Origin of the sequence: Micromonospora sp. NPDC005413, from assembly GCF_040606435.1 — a bacterium.
Classification (GTDB): Bacteria; Actinomycetota; Actinomycetes; order Mycobacteriales; family Micromonosporaceae; genus Micromonospora.
In genome coordinates this window covers 16,337-30,784 of record NZ_JBEXEV010000007.1, presented here as the reverse complement: position 1 = coordinate 30,784, position 14,448 = coordinate 16,337, and the positions used below count along the sequence as shown (strand labels likewise).

Annotated in this window: 14 protein-coding genes; 8 read left to right on the top strand and 6 right to left on the bottom strand. The window is 70.9% G+C overall.

Annotated elements, in window-relative coordinates; all coding sequences use genetic code 11:
- Positions 1-3: 3 nt before the first annotated feature.
- Together leuE and ABZS37_RS11295 are read right to left on the bottom strand one after the other, a co-directional pair.
- Positions 4-675, bottom strand: coding sequence for a leucine efflux protein LeuE (gene leuE, locus ABZS37_RS11300; RefSeq protein WP_355167875.1), 672 nt, complete (start codon positions 673-675; stop codon positions 4-6).
- The gene (locus tag ABZS37_RS11295; RefSeq protein ID WP_355167873.1) at positions 675-1,916 is read right to left on the bottom strand and encodes a bifunctional pyridoxamine 5'-phosphate oxidase family protein/GNAT family N-acetyltransferase; all 1,242 of its coding nucleotides are present in this window, start codon (positions 1,914-1,916) and stop codon (positions 675-677) included. The genes leuE and ABZS37_RS11295 overlap by 1 nt, the downstream gene beginning before the upstream one ends.
- A 34-nt stretch (positions 1,917-1,950) precedes the next feature.
- Between ABZS37_RS11295 and ABZS37_RS11290 the strand changes: the two genes are divergently transcribed.
- The 8 genes from ABZS37_RS11290 to rny all read left to right on the top strand — a co-directional run bounded on the left by ABZS37_RS11290 (position 1,951) and on the right by rny (position 10,812).
- The gene (locus ABZS37_RS11290; RefSeq protein WP_355167871.1) at positions 1,951-3,291 is read left to right on the top strand and encodes an aminotransferase class I/II-fold pyridoxal phosphate-dependent enzyme; all 1,341 of its coding nucleotides are present in this window, start codon (positions 1,951-1,953) and stop codon (positions 3,289-3,291) included.
- 306 nt (positions 3,292-3,597) lie between these two features.
- A complete protein-coding gene (locus ABZS37_RS11285; RefSeq protein ID WP_355167869.1) occupies positions 3,598-4,296 on the top strand; it encodes a UdgX family uracil-DNA binding protein in 699 nt (232 codons plus the stop codon).
- Positions 4,297-4,595: 299 nt separating this feature from the next.
- Positions 4,596-6,002, top strand: a complete 1,407-nt coding sequence (locus ABZS37_RS11280; RefSeq protein WP_355167867.1) for an MFS transporter — start codon at positions 4,596-4,598, stop codon at positions 6,000-6,002.
- A 4-nt stretch (positions 6,003-6,006) separates the two neighbouring features.
- Positions 6,007-6,207: a DUF3046 domain-containing protein gene (locus ABZS37_RS11275; protein WP_355167865.1), complete on the top strand. Its 201-nt coding sequence runs from the start codon at positions 6,007-6,009 to the stop codon at positions 6,205-6,207.
- A gap of 184 nt (positions 6,208-6,391) precedes the next feature.
- Positions 6,392-7,438 (top strand): recombinase RecA, encoded by a 1,047-nt coding sequence (gene recA / locus ABZS37_RS11270; protein ID WP_354941913.1) that lies wholly within the window; start codon positions 6,392-6,394, stop codon positions 7,436-7,438.
- Positions 7,439-7,452: 14 nt separating this feature from the next.
- Complete coding sequence (locus tag ABZS37_RS11265; RefSeq protein WP_355167863.1) at positions 7,453-8,154, top strand: regulatory protein RecX; 702 nt, start codon at positions 7,453-7,455, stop codon at positions 8,152-8,154.
- A gap of 100 nt (positions 8,155-8,254) precedes the next feature.
- Entirely contained in the window at positions 8,255-8,470 is a 216-nt protein-coding gene (locus ABZS37_RS11260; protein WP_355167861.1) for a 3-keto-5-aminohexanoate cleavage protein, read from the top strand.
- Positions 8,471-9,045: 575 nt separating this feature from the next.
- Positions 9,046-10,812 (top strand): ribonuclease Y, encoded by a 1,767-nt coding sequence (gene rny, locus ABZS37_RS11255; RefSeq protein ID WP_355167859.1) that lies wholly within the window; start codon positions 9,046-9,048, stop codon positions 10,810-10,812.
- 79 nt (positions 10,813-10,891) lie between these two features.
- Here the strand turns inward: rny and ABZS37_RS11250 are convergent, their stop codons facing one another.
- The 4 genes from ABZS37_RS11250 to ABZS37_RS11235 are packed head-to-tail and all read right to left on the bottom strand — an operon-like array spanning position 10,892 to position 14,292.
- Positions 10,892-11,860 carry an amino acid ABC transporter permease gene (locus ABZS37_RS11250; RefSeq protein WP_355167857.1) on the bottom strand — a complete coding sequence of 323 codons (969 nt, stop codon included), beginning with the start codon at positions 11,858-11,860 and terminating at the stop codon, positions 10,892-10,894.
- Positions 11,857-12,564: an amino acid ABC transporter permease gene (locus tag ABZS37_RS11245; RefSeq protein ID WP_355167855.1), complete on the bottom strand. Its 708-nt coding sequence runs from the start codon at positions 12,562-12,564 to the stop codon at positions 11,857-11,859. Before ABZS37_RS11245 ends, ABZS37_RS11250 begins: the two co-directional genes overlap by 4 nt.
- A 40-nt stretch (positions 12,565-12,604) precedes the next feature.
- Positions 12,605-13,480, bottom strand: coding sequence for a glutamate ABC transporter substrate-binding protein (locus ABZS37_RS11240; RefSeq protein ID WP_355167853.1), 876 nt, complete (start codon positions 13,478-13,480; stop codon positions 12,605-12,607).
- Between the two features lie 56 nt (positions 13,481-13,536).
- Positions 13,537-14,292, bottom strand: a complete 756-nt coding sequence (locus ABZS37_RS11235; protein WP_355167851.1) for an amino acid ABC transporter ATP-binding protein — start codon at positions 14,290-14,292, stop codon at positions 13,537-13,539.
- Positions 14,293-14,448 lie beyond the last annotated feature (156 nt).

The following is a 14,448-nucleotide window of genomic DNA, read 5'->3' as shown; positions in this document are numbered from 1 at the left end:
GGGTCAGCCGGCGCTGGCCGTGGCGAGCTTGAGGCTGAAGGCGAGGAAGAGGGCGGCGACCGCGGTGGTGCCGCCGGCGGCCAGTCGACGACGTTCGCGGAACTGCGCGGCCAGGAAGGTGCCCGCAAAGATCAACGCGGTCAGGTAGAGCGCACTGGTCACCTGGGCGATCAGCCCCAGCAGCAGGAACGACAGCGCCGGCCAGGCGTAGCCGGGGTCGACGAACTGGATGAAGAACGAGATGAAGAACAGGATCGCCTTCGGGTTCAGCAGGCTGATCACCAGCGCCTTGCGGAACGGGCTGCGCATCGCCTCCGGCTCCGCGGCGTCGATGAGCCGCGGCGTGTTCGGGTCGTTGCGGTCGCGCCAGCGCCGCCAGGCGCCGAGCAGCATGGTCACCCCGACATAACCGAGGTACGCGGCACCGGCGTACTTGATCACCATGAACACCGGCGGGTACGCCTTGAGCAGCGACGCCACCCCGGCGGCGGAGAGGAACATCAGCACCCAGTCGCCGACGAACACCCCGCCCGCGGCCCGGTAACCGGTCCCCACGCCCCGCTTGGCCGCGGTGGAGAGCACGAAGAGTGAGTTCGGCCCGGGCAGCAGGATGATGGCCACGGTGCCCAGCACGTACGTCCAGATGTCGGTGATTCCCAGCACGCCCGCCATCATCACGCCACCGGTGCCGTCCGCAGAAGCCTTTCCCGGAGCCTGAGCTGTGCGTTCGGCCACTCGTCGACGGTCATCGCGTACTGCACGGTGTCCCGCCAGGAGCCGTCCGGGCGTTGCCGGTGCATCCGCAGCACCCCTTCGCGGGTCGCGCCGAGACGTTCGATGGCCACCTGGGAGCGAACGTTGCGGATGTCGGTGTGCCACACCACCCGTACCGCGCCCAGGTCGTCGAAGGCCCGGCTGAGCAGCAGCAGCTTCGCCTCGGTGTTGATGCCGGTGCGCCACCAGGGTCGACCGAGGAAGGTGTGCCCGATCGCGACCGATCGGCTTTCCGGGTCGATCTCGTAGTAGGACGTGGTGCCGACCACCGCCCCGGTCGCCGCACACCGTTGCACCCAGGCCACCCGCTCGCCGCGGTGCTGGGCAGCCAGGGCGGCACCGACCACCTCGGCGGTCCCGGCCGGCGCGGTGGGTAGGGCCGCGCTGAGGTGCCTCCACACCTCCGCGTCCGCGGTGGCGGCGTGCAGCTCGTCGGCGTGCGCCAACTCCAGCGGCTCCAGCCGGACCTGCTCGCCGCGCAGCGACACCGGGTCGTGCCAGGGGGTGCGGGCCGCCCGCAGGTACGCCGGCATCGGTGCGGTGACCCCGGCGTCCGGCTCGGGCGGCCCGGCGGTCAGCCGCAGCGGCAGCACGCCGGCCCAGTGCGGCAGATGCAGGTCGTCCTCGTCCTCGCGGACCCCACCACTGCGGGCCCGGACGGACACCTCGCTCAGTGGCAGCGCCAGCACGGCGGTCTCGGCCAGCTCGCGCCGGCTGGGCGGGCGGGTGTCCGTGCTGCGTCCCGAGCCGACCTTCTCGACCAGCGCGGTGAGCATGGCGATCTTCTCCTGCTCGTCGGTGACCAGTCGGGCTGTGCCCAGCGCGACGACCGAGCGGTAGTTGGCGCTGTGGTGGAACTGGGAGCGGGCATAGACCAGCCCGTCGAGCAGGGTCACCGCGACGCAGACCGGCAGCCCGTCACCCCGGGCGGCGAGCAGCGGCCGACTGCCGGTGGAGCCGTGCAGGTAGAGCGTGTCGCCGATGCGGACGTGCAGGGTGGGCAGCACCCGTGGCTGGCCGTCGACGGTGAAGCCGAGCGCGCAGTCGTACGCCTCGTCGAGCACGGCGTGAGCGGCGGCCCGGTCGTAGCTCATCCTGTCGCGCGAACGGTTGGGTGTGGTCCGGGCGGTGGGTGGATACATGCTCGCCCCTTTGTTCTAGTACAATCTCTTGTTTGTGTCAGCACGCTATCAGGTCACCGGTACGACGGCCGTCGAGATTTCGGCCAGCATCGAGTCGGGCATCCGTACGGGCGCCCTGTCACCGGGGGCAGCCCTGCTGCCGGTGCGGGCACTCGCCGGCGAGTTGGGCGTCAGCCCCGCCACCGTCGCCCGCGCCTACCAGGAGCTGCGCCAGCGCGGCCTGCTCGCCACGGCTGGGCGGCACGGCACCCGCGTACGCCCGCGCCCTCCGGTGGCCGCCCGCCGCTCCGCGCTGCGCCCCCCGCCGCTGCCCGGCGCGCGGGACCTGTCCCGGGGTGAACCCGACCCTCGGCTGCTTCCCCCGCTCGGCCCGCACCTGGCGGCACTCGCCGCCAACCTCGGCCCGTCGGTCGGCTACTCCGACGCTGGCGTGCTGCCCGAGCTGGCCGAGGCGGCGCGGGCCCGGCTGAGCGCCGACGGCGTACCGGCCGGGGAGCTCACCCTCACCGGCGGCGCGCTGGACGGCATCGAGCGGCTGCTCGGCGCCCACCTGCGCCCCGGCGACGCGGTGGCGGTGGAGGATCCGGGCTGGGCCAACCTGCTCGACCTGGTCGCCACCCTGGGGCTGCGCCCGATCGGCGTACCGCTGGACGACGAGGGGCCGCTGGTGGCAGGGGTGGCCGCCGCGCTCGCCGCCGGAGCGAGGGCGCTGGTGGTCACCAGCCGAGCACAGAACCCGACCGGCGCCGCCGTCTCCGCCGCCCGCGCCGAGGAGCTGCGGGCCCTGCTCGCCGGCCGGCGCGATCTACTGTTGATCGAGGACGACCACGCCGCCGAGCTGGCCCGCGTACCCCTGCATTCCCTGGCTGGAGCGACCGAGAGCTGGGCCTTCGTCCGGTCGGTGAGCAAGCCCTTCGGTCCGGACCTGCGGCTGGCCGTGCTGGTCGGCGACGAGACCACCGTGGCCCGGGTGACCGGCCGTACGCGGGTCGGCGCCGGCTGGGTCTCCACCGTGCTGCAGCGGCTGGTCCTCGACCTGTGGCGGGACCCGTCGGTCACCGAGCTGGTCGAGCGGGCGGCGCAGAGCTACGAGCAGCGGCGCGACGGGCTGCTGGCCGCGCTGGCGGAGCACGGCCTGACCGCGCACGGCCGCAGCGGCATCAACGTCTGGCTGCCGGTGGCGGATGAGACCAGCGCGGTCACCGCGCTACGCGACGCCGGCTGGGCGGTGGCCCCCGGTGCTCTCTACCGGATCGCCGCGCCACCCGCCCTCCGCGTCACCGTCAGCCCTCTGACCACCGACGACCTGGCCCCCCTGGCCGCCGCCCTGGCCCGAGCCACAAACCCCACCCCACCCCCCGGCTTCCAGGCCTGACCCACCCCGTGCCCCGCCCCCCGCCCCCGCCCCCCGCCCCCCGCCCCGCGATCTTGCAGTTTGTGTCGGCACTATGCCCGGTTGGTCCAAATTGGTCCGGGCAGGAAGTGCAAGATCGTGATGATTCGGGGCGGGCCGGGTGGGTATGCGGGGCGCCGGAGGTGGGGTTATGGCTTCGAATGGGTCGCGTAAGGGTGTCTGGATCGCGGTGGCGGTGGCGATCATCATCATCGTCATCGTGCTGATCGCCATCGCTTCGGGTCGGAATGGCGGCGGTAACGGGTACTGACGTATATAACAGTCGGCATGGCCGAGCAGACCGCCCCGGGGGCGCAGCGGTTCATCCCGCCCAACGCCGACACCATCGACGAGCTGCGTACCGCAGCCGGCAGCTGCCGGGGCTGTGAGCTGTACCGGGACGCCTCGCAGACGGTCTTCGGCCGGGGTGACGAGAGCGCCCGGGTGGTGTTGGTCGGCGAGCAGCCCGGTGACATGGAAGATCAAAAAGGCCTGCCCTTCGTCGGCCCCGCCGGTCGGCTGCTGCGCCGCGCGGTCGACGACGCCGGGCTGGACCCGGGTCAGCTCTATCTCACCAACTCCGTGAAGCACTTTCGTTTCGAGGTGCGCGGCAGGCGGCGGATCCACCAGACCCCGGACCAGGTGCACATCACCGCCTGCCGGCCCTGGCTGGTCGCCGAGTTCGCCCGGCTGCGTCCGGAGATCGTGGTGGTGCTCGGCGCGACCGCCGCCAAGGCGCTGCTCGGCCCGTCCTTCCGGGTCACCCGGCAGCGGGGTGAGCTGCTGCCCTGGCCGGAGTCGGCCCAGCACCCGGAGGACTTCACCCGGGTGCCGATCGACAGCGCCGGCGCGGTGGCCGACGCGCCGACGGCACGGCTGCTGGCCACCATCCACCCCTCCGCTGTGCTGCGGGCCGACGACCAGGACAAGGCGTACGAGGGGCTGGTCGCCGATCTCACCGTCGTCACCCGTGCCCTGCCCGACTGACGCCAGGATCTTGGAGAGTTTCCGTTCGCCCAGCTAACGGAAACTGTCCAAGGTCGACGGTTCGTTGGCGATTGCGCGGCTATCCGCCGGCTGGCGCACATTTCTCACCGTGCCGAACCCGCCAGGCGTACCAGGAACGCGTGAGTGACGACTGCCACCCGGGTCGCGCCCCGACCCCCGCCGCGAGGACACCTGACGCCCCCGCGGGAACGGGTGGCAGCTCTGCCTGGGGCGAAACCCACTGCCGCTGGTCGGCGCGGGTGCGCGAGGATGGGGCACCCCCGTCTTGAGGAGCGCCGATGGCCACCGACCTGACCGCGCCGCGTACCGACGCGCGACCCGATGTCGCATCGATCCAGCGGCGTACGCTGCGGCTGCTCTTCACCACCCAGATCATCGGCGGTGTCGGCGTGACCATCGGCATCGCCGTCGGCGCGTTGCTCGCCGCCCGGATCGCCGGCACCGCCGTGGCGGGTGTGGCGCAGAGCGCCGGGGTCGTGGGCGCGGCGCTGCTCGCCGTCCCGGTCACCCGGATCATGGCCCGGCACGGCCGGCGACCGGGTCTGGTGGTGGCGTACGCGGTCGGTGCCGTCGGCGGCGTACTGGTGGTGTTGGCCGCGGCCACCCGCTGGGTGCCGCTGCTCTTCCTCGGCATGCTGCTCTTCGGTGGGGGCACCGCCGCGAACCTGCAGGCGCGCTACACGGCGGTGGACCTCGCCGAGCCGGCCCGCCGAGGGCGGCAGCTCTCCCTGATCGTCTGGGCCACCACCATCGGTGCGGTGGCGGCGCCGAACTTCGCCGCGCTGGCGGACCGGGTTACCACCGGCTGGGGTCTGCCGCCGTTGGCCGGCCCGTTCGCGTTCAGTGCGGTCGCGTTCGTGCTGGCTGCCGTCGTACTCCTCGGGTTGCTCCGGCCCGACCCGCTGCTCACCGCGCGCCGGCTCGCGGCGGCCGACGCGCAGGCTGCCGACCTGCCGCTGGCCGCCGATGCGCCGGCGACCGCCGTGGCGGCCGAGGCGCCGGCGGACGGTGGCCCGGCTCTCGGTGGTGGTGGGGCACCGGCCGCCGCTCCGGTCGGGGTGCGCGCGCCGCGCGGCGCCGGGATGCGGGCGGCCTGGTCGGTGGTACGCGGGCGGCCCGCCGCCCGGCTCGGCATCGCGGCGGTGGCGGTGGGTCATCTGGTGATGGTGGCGGTGATGGCGATGACTCCGGTCCGGCTCGGTGAGTCGCACGCCGACGCCGACGTGCTGCGGCTGGTCGGCATCGTGCTGAGTCTGCACATCGCCGGCATGTACGCGTTCTCCCCGGTGGTCGGCTGGCTCACCGACCGGCTCGGCCGGCGGGCGGTGATCCTCGGTGGGGTCGGCCTGCTGCTGGCCGCGTGCGCGGTCGCCGGCACCGCCGGGCATCACACACCCCGGCTCTCGGTGGGTCTGGTCCTGCTCGGGCTGGGCTGGTCGGGGACGATGGTGGCCGGCTCGACGTTGCTGTCCGAGTCGGTGCCGGCCGGTGTGCGGCCGAGCGTCCAGGGGCTGTCCGACCTGATCATGGGGCTGGCCGGGGCCGGCGCCGCCGTGGTCAGTGGGTTTGTCATGCAGTTCGCCGGTTATCCCGTGCTCACCCTGCTCGCGGCGGTCGCGGCGGTGCCCCTGGTGGCGCTAGCGTTGCGCCCGGTGCCGACCGGGGCACCGGACGAGGAGGGCTGATCACGTGCGGCTGACCGACTTCTGGGCGCGGTTGGAAGAGGCGTTCGGACCCGGCTACGCGGCAAGCATCGCCCGCGACCAGGTGCTGTCCCAGCTCGATGGACGGACCATCGAGCAGGCACTGGCGTCGGGGCAGCAGACGCACGTGGTGTGGAGGGCGGTCTGCGCCGCGTACCCCGATCGAGTGCCTGCTCGACTACGCTGAGCAGCCTTTTTGCCGCCTCCGCGTGTCGCTTGTCGAGTCGTACACCTGTTCGGCTATTGTCCACAGCGGGGTGCTCGTCCACAGCTCGCGGCCCGTCGGCTGGTTTTCTGTCGGACCCAGCGCCTAGCGTGTCCGCGTGACGCGAAGCTCAGCAAAGACGCCGGCGAAGGCAGGGGTGGCAACCATGGCAGCAGGGCCTGACCGGGAGAAGGCACTCGACCTTGCTCTCGCTCAGATTGACAAGCAATTCGGCAAGGGCTCGGTGATGCGGCTGGGTGACCGGCCGGTCGTCCAGACCGCGATCATTCCGACCGGCTCCATCGCGCTCGACGTGGCGCTGGGCATTGGTGGTCTGCCGCGCGGCCGGGTGGTCGAGATCTACGGTCCCGAGTCCAGCGGTAAGACCACGGTGGCGCTGCACGCGGTGGCCAACGCCCAGCGCAACGGTGGCATCGCCGCCTTCATCGACGCCGAGCACGCGCTCGACCCGGAGTACGCGAAGGCCCTCGGCGTCGACACCGACGCGATGCTGGTCTCTCAGCCGGACACCGGCGAGCAGGCGCTGGAAATCGCGGACATGTTGATCCGCTCCGGCGCTCTGGACGTCATCGTGATCGACTCGGTGGCGGCCCTGGTGCCGCGCGCCGAGATCGAGGGCGAGATGGGCGACAGCCACGTGGGCCTCCAGGCCCGGCTGATGAGCCAGGCACTACGGAAGATCACCGGTGTGCTCAGCAACACCGGCACCACGGCGATCTTCATCAACCAGCTGCGGGAAAAGATCGGCGTCATGTTCGGCAGCCCGGAGACCACCACCGGTGGTCGGGCGCTGAAGTTCTACGCCTCGGTCCGGCTCGACGTGCGACGCATCGAGAGCCTCAAGGACGGCACCGACGTGGTCGGTAACCGCACCCGGGTCAAGGTCGTGAAGAACAAGGTCGCCGCGCCGTTCAAGCAGGCCGAGTTCGACATCATGTACGGCAAGGGCATCTCGCGCGAGGGCTCGCTGATCGACGTCGGCGTGGAGCAGGCGATCATCCGCAAGTCCGGCGCCTGGTACACGTACGACGGCGACCAGCTCGGCCAGGGCAAGGAGAAGGCCCGGGAGTTCCTGAAGGAAAACCCGGACGTGGCGGCCGAGATCGAGAAGAAGATCCTGGAGAAGCTCGGCGTCGGTGTCGGCGCGGGTGACGCCGCCGGTGGCCCGGAGCTGCCGCCGGTCGACTTCTGACCGGTCGCTGACTCATGGCAGGACGACGCGCTCGTACGGGGCGGGGCTGGGATGCCAGTCCGCCTCGTACGGGCGACGCCAGTGACCCGCCTCGCCCTCGGCGGGGCGGCCGGGGCCGGTCCGAGGAGGCCGCCGACGCCGTCGAGTCCCCGGCACCGCCTCGCGACGAGTCGGAGGTGGCCCGCGAGATCTGCCTGCGCCAGCTCGCCGTCCGGCCACGCACCCGGGCCGAGCTGGCCGGGGCGTTGGCCAAGCGGGGCATCTCCGAGCAGGTTTCGGCCGAGGTGCTCGACCGGTACGACGAGGTCGGCATCATCGACGACGCCGCGTTCGCCCGGGCCTGGGTGTCCAGCCGGCACGCCGGGCGCGGCCTGGCTCGGCGGGCGCTCGCCAACGAGCTGCGCCGGAAGGGCGTGGACGGCGAGGTCGCCACCGAGGCGCTGGGTGAGCTGGACGAGGAGACCGAGGCAGACACCGCCCGTGGTCTCGTGGATCGCAAGCTGCGCACTGCCCGCGGTGAGCCGGATGCGGTCTTCCGCCGGCTGGTGGGCATGCTGGCCCGCAAGGGCTACCCGCCCGGCGTGGCGATCCGGGCGGTGAAGGACGCGCTCGCCGCGCAGAGCGCCGAGGCAGCCGAGTTCGCCGAGCAGATAGACGCCGACGCGCTCGCCGACGCCGAGGGCGAGTTGGACCGCGACAACCGCCCGGTCGAGTGAGCGGCCCGGTGGGTGGTCCGGGGCGGATACCGATGGGGTTGCGGGCCGGATGCTGAAGGCATGTCTGAACGGCGGGCGTGGTCGGCCGGACCATCCGGCCGTGCCGCTCACGGCGGCGGAGCTGGCCGCCGATGCGGCCCGTTGCGCGGCGCTCGGCGTCGCGGGCCCGGCGACCTGGCCGGTCCTCGCCGAGGCGGTACGCCGGGGTCTGGATGCCCGGATCGGGCTCGAGGACACCCTGCACCTGTCGGACGGTTCGCCCGCTGCGGACAACGCGGCGTTGGTCGCGGCAGCGGTGGCGGCCGGAGCCAGCTGACGTCGGGGTCGGGCCGGCGCCCTCAGCGAGACGGATGGGTCACACCCCGCTCGGTCGTCGGTCGTCGTTGGACACCGGCCGGGCGTGGGCTGAGCAGGCCTGACACGTCCATCGGCAGTGCACCTCGCGGAGTTTGTCCACTCCTGTCCGGCACGACATCAGCACGCGGTGACGCTGCAACTTCTCTCCGTTCGGGGGGTTTGATCATGAGTCCTTGACCAGAGCACCCCCGGCGACCTAGCCTCGCCATACAGGCTCACATTGCCCGACCAACGCAGGCTAAGTCCACAACATAGAACGCGTAACAGAACAGCATCACTTTGGCCGACTCCGCGGCCTTTGGCGGCAGTTCCGGACAGGCCGGTCCGGAACGCCGCGACAACTGCACCCGGTCGCCGACGTTGCCCGCGGGCACCGCCGGCGGAGAGAGCTACCCACGGCCAGCCGCTCCGGTCGGGCGTCCACAGCCGCAGGAGTGTGCCTCTGGCACAGTCGCTGCGGTCTTGACGTTCAGGGGAGGCGGCCATGGCGGGGCGGCGGCACAGGTTCACCGGTAGACCCCACGGGGTCCCGGCATGAACGCCTTCGACGTGGTGCTCCTCGCGGCCGTCCTCGTCCTCGCGGTGGTGGTGATCGGGGCCGTGCTGGTTGGCGTCCGGACGCTGCGCCGGGTGGGCGCGGCACCGGCTCCGGAGGATCCCGCCTTCATCGCCGAGAAGGACCGCCAGGAGCAGTCGCTGGCTGCCCTGCGGACCGCGGCTGACGAGGCGAACAGCACGATCGACGTGGCGAAGTCCGCCGCCGCCGCGGCCCGCACCGAGGCGGCGGCGGCGAAGGCCGAGGCGAAGGCGGCCCGCGCCGAGGCGCGACGCGTGCTCGACGATGCCCGCGCCGAGGCGGACACCGTTCTGGAGCGCGCCCACAAGCAGGCCGAGGCGGACGCCGAGCAGTTGCGTACGACAGCCCGACGCAGCGGCGAGCGGGAGGTCGCGGTGCTCGCCTCCACCACCCGGGAGCAGGCCGCGGAGGTGGAACGTCGGGCGGCTCGGATGGACGAGCGGGAGCGGATGCACACCGAGGAGGTGGAGCGGTTCGCCGAGCGGGAGCGGCAGCTCACCGCTGCGAAGGCCGCCCTCGCGGCGCGGGAGTCCGCGGTCGCCCAGCGGGAGGCCGAGCTGACCGAGTCGGAGGAGCTGCGCCGCCGGGAGCTGGAGCGGATCGCCGGGCTCACCGCCGATTCGGCGCGTCTGGAGTTGATCGAGGCAATCGAGACGCAGGCGAAGCGGGAGGCGGCGCTGCTGGTGCGGGACATCGAGTCCGACGCGCGCAACACGGCCGACCAGCGGGCCCGGCACATCGTGGTGGACGCGATCCAGCGTGTGGCCAGCGAGCAGACCGCGGAGAGCGTGGTCAGCGTGCTGCACCTGCCCGGTGACGAGATGAAGGGGCGGATCATCGGCCGGGAGGGGCGCAACATCCGCGCCTTCGAGTCGGTGACCGGCGTCAACCTGATCATCGACGACACCCCCGAGGCGGTGCTGCTCTCCTGCTTCGACCCGGTTCGCCGCGAGGTGGGTCGGCTGACGTTGGAGAAGCTGGTCCTGGACGGGCGGATCCACCCGCACCGGATCGAGGAGGTCTACGACCTGGCCCGGCAGGAGGTGGAGCAGCTCTGCCTCCGGGCCGCCGAGGACGCCCTGGTCGAGGTCGGCATCACCGAGATCCACCCGGAGCTGGTGACCCTGCTCGGCCGGCTGCGCTATCGCACCTCGTACGGACAGAACGTGCTCAAGCACCTGGTCGAGACCGCGCACATCGCCGGCATCATGGCCGCGGAGCTGCGGTTGGACGTGCCCACCATCAAGCGGTCGGCGTTCCTGCACGACATCGGCAAGGCGCTCACCCACGAGGTGGAGGGCAGCCACGCCATCATCGGCGCGGACCTGGCCCGCAAGTACGGCGAGCACGAGGACGTGGTGCACGCCATCGAGGCGCACCACAACGAGGTGCCCCCGCAGACCATCGAGGCCGTGCTCACCCAGGCCTCCGACGCCTGCTCCGGCGGTCGGCCGGGCGCGCGTCGGGAAAGTCTCGAGGCGTACGTCAAGCGCCTGGAGCGGATCGAGGAGATCGCGGCCAGCAAGATCGGCGTGGACAAGGTCTTCGCCATGCAGGCCGGCCGGGAGATCCGGGTGATGGTCAAGCCGGACGACGTGGACGACATCGGGGCGGCCGTGCTGGCCCGGGACGTGGCCAAGCAGATCGAGGAGGAGCTGACCTACCCGGGTCAGATCCGGGTCACCGTGGTCCGCGAGTCCCGGGTCACCGAGATCGCCCGCTAGTCTTTCGCCCGCTGACGGTAAAGCGAGAGGGCCAGCCCGGATCCGGGCTGGCCCTCTCGACTGCGAGCTGAGCTGAGTTTCAGATGCCGCCGCCGCCCTCGGCCTGGGACATCAGTGCCGCAGGCGGCGGATTCTGGGCCGGGGTGCCGGCGGTCTTACGGCCCCGGGCCAGCCGCCGCTGGACGTACTGCGCGAGCTTCGACAGCGAGTAGTTCACCACGATGAAGAGAACGGCGATCACGACGTAGACCTGGATGGGGTTGCCCAGTGCGCCGATGATCTGCTTGCCGATGTTCAGGGTCTCCTCATAGCTGATGATGAAGCCGAGTGAGGTGTCCTTGAGCACCACGACCAGCTGGCTGATCAGCGCCGGCAGCATGATCCGGAACGCCTGCGGCAGAAGGATCATCCGGGTGGTCTGTGCCGGGGACAGCCCGATGGCGCTGGCGGCCTCCGCCTGGCCGCCAGGCAGCCCTTCCATGCCGGAGCGGAGGATCTCGCCAATCACCACCGAGTTGTAGATGGTGAGGCCGATGACCAGGTACCAGAGGTTGTCGAAGTAGATGCCGAACTCGGGAAAGCCGCGGGCCACGAAGAAGATGGTGATCACGACCGGCAGGCCGCGGAACACTTCGACGCAGACCCGGGTGACCGCTGAGAGCAGCGTGCTCAGCCCACGTAGCAGGTACGCCAGCGGCGTGGCGAGCCCGGTGAACTGGCGACGGGTGAGGCTCTTGAGCTGGATCCGCAGCACCGCCAGCAGCGTGCCGACCACCAGCGAGGCCACGATGGCCATGGCCGCCGCGATCAGCGTGTTCTTGAAGCCGAGGCCGATCCGGTCCCACACCAGGGAGAAGTTCTCGTTGGAGGGGTCGATCAGCGGCCCCCACAGCTCCATCGAGAACTGGCCCTTCTCGTTCAGGGGCCGGTAGATCAGGAAGTACGCCCCGACGAGCACGGCCAGCCCCGCGACGAGGCTGCTGATCAGCGTGATCCGCCGCTGTCGGGGCCCGGGGACGTCGTAGAGGACGCTGGTCTGCTGACTCATCGGGCCACCGCCTGTCGCTTCTCGATCCGGTCCAGCAGGGCGCCGAGCGGCACGGTCATGATCAGGTAGCCGACCGAGATGCCGATGGCGACCGGGACGAAGGCGTAGCCTTCGGCCCCGGTGAGCTGGTCGGCCGTGGCCGACAGATCACCGACCACCCCGAAGAAGCCGGCGAGCGCCGAGTTCTTGATCATCGCGATGATCACCGAGCCGAGCGGCACCACCGAGGCCTGCCAGGACTGAGGCAGCACCACGTGGCGCAGGTTCTGCCCGAACGTCAGGCCCAGCGACCGCGCGGCCTCCGCCTGGCCGGCAGGCACCGCGTTCACCCCGGACCGCAGCGCCTCGCAGACGAACGCGGCGGTGTACAGCACGAGGGCGATCAGTGCGAACCGGAAGTACGGCAGGTCCGTGCCGAGCCGGGTGAACAACGAGTCGACCACCGGGATGCGGAGGAAGTCCGCGTTCGATCCGAGCGCCGGCAGGCCGAACGCGGCGAAGAACATCATCACGGTCAGCGGCATGTTGCGGAAGATGTTCACGTAGCCGGTGCCGAGCGCGCGCAGAGGCGGCACCGGCGAGATGCGGAGCACCGCCACGACGGCGCCCAGGATGAGGGCGCCGATCGCGGCGAGTACGCAGATCTGGAGGGTGAGCCAGAAACCACCCGCAAAGACGTCGAACTTGTCGATGAGCACGTTCACGGGTCGGTGTTCCTCCCACCCTCCAGATCGAAGGATCAGATCAGTAGCGGTTGACGGTGGGCGCAGAGCCCAGTTCCGCGCCGAACTTGCCGGCGGTGTCGTCCCAGGCCTTCTTCCAGCTACCGTCGGCGACCGCCTTGTCCAGCGTGTCGTTGATGAAGCTGCGGAAGTCGGCGTCTTCCTTCTTCACACCGATGCCGTACGGCTCCTTGGTGAAGTTGCTGCCGGCCAGCTTGAAGGAAGCCTCGTCCTTGGCGATGTAGCCGAGCAGGATCACGTTGTCCGTGGTCACGGCGTCGACCTGGCCGCCCTTGAGGGCGTCACGGCACTTGTCGTAGGTGTCGAAGAGCACCAACTGGGAGCCCACGTCCTTGACGTACTTCTTGATCTCCTCGGCCGGGGTGGAGCCGGTGACCGAGCAGACCTTCTTGGTGCCGTCCTTGAACGAGTCCGGACCGGTGATCGCGGTGTCGGCCTTCTTCACCATGATGTTCTGGCCGGCCTCGTAGTACGGCCCGGCGAAGGCGATGCGCTCCTTGCGCTTGTCGTTGATCGTGTAGGTCGCGGCGACCAGGTCGACCGTGCCGTTGACGATCACGTCCTCGCGGACCTTCGAGGGGGCCTCGACCCACTCGATCTTGTCCGCGGGGATGCCGAGCTCCTTGACGATGATCTTCGCAACCTCGACGTCGAAGCCCTCCGGCTTGCCGGACAGACCCTTCTGACCGAAGCCCGGCTGGTCGAACTTGGTGCCGATCTTGATCTTCTGGGCCTTGTTCAGCTTCTCCATGGTGCTGCCGGCGGTGAAGGACTTGCTGGCAGTGCCGGTGCCTTCCCCGTCGTCGCCACCACAGGCGGTGAGGCCGAGAGCCAGGGCGGCGACCGCGGCGACTGCCGCAACGCGCTTAATACGCATACTTTTCTCCTTCTTCAACGGAGCCCACCGGGTGCGGCACGCTCCACTACGGACGCCTAGTGCGTGAGGATCTTGGAGAGGAAGTCCCGGGCCCGCTCGCTGCGCGGGTTGGCGAAGAACTCCGCAGGCGGGGCGTCCTCGACCAGCTGCCCATCGGCCATGAAGATCACCCGATTCGCGGCGTGCCGGGCGAAGCCCATCTCGTGGGTGACCACGACCATCGTCATGCCGTCACTGGCCAGCGAGGTCATGACGTCGAGCACCTCGCCGACCATCTCCGGGTCCAGAGCGCTGGTCGGCTCGTCGAAGAGCATCGCCTTGGGCTGCATGGCCAGCGCACGGGCGATCGCCACCCGCTGCTGCTGCCCGCCGGAGAGCTGGGCCGGGAACTTGTCCGCCTGGTTGGCGATGCCGACCCGGTCGAGCAGGGCCAGACCGCGCTCGCGGGCGGCGGCCGGCTTCTCCTTGCGGACCTTGATCGGGCCGAGGGTGACGTTCTCCAGGATGGTCTTGTGAGCGAAGAGGTTGAAGGACTGGAAGACCATGCCCACCTCGCTGCGTAGCTTCGCGAGGGGCTTGCCCTCGGCCGGCAGCGGCTGGCCGTCGAAGGTGATGGTGCCGGAGCTGATCGGTTCCAGTCGGTTGATGGCGCGGCACAGCGTCGACTTGCCGGAGCCGGACGGGCCGATCACCACGACCACCTCGCCCCGACCCACCGACAGTGAGACGTCGTCCAGCACGTGCAGCGGCCCGAACCACTTGTTGACCGCGTCCAGCACGATGAGCGGTTCGCCCGTCGTCACGTCGTCCACCGTCCCCTGTCGTCTCCCGGATCGGGGTCGGTTGACCCCCGGTGCGGCCACTGTAGGCGGCCTGATGTGGCGGAATGCAACTCAGCGGGTCACGGAGCGGTAACACCGGTCACGATCGTCGCCGGGCGTCCGATTCCGGTCACCGGCGTGGGTCGC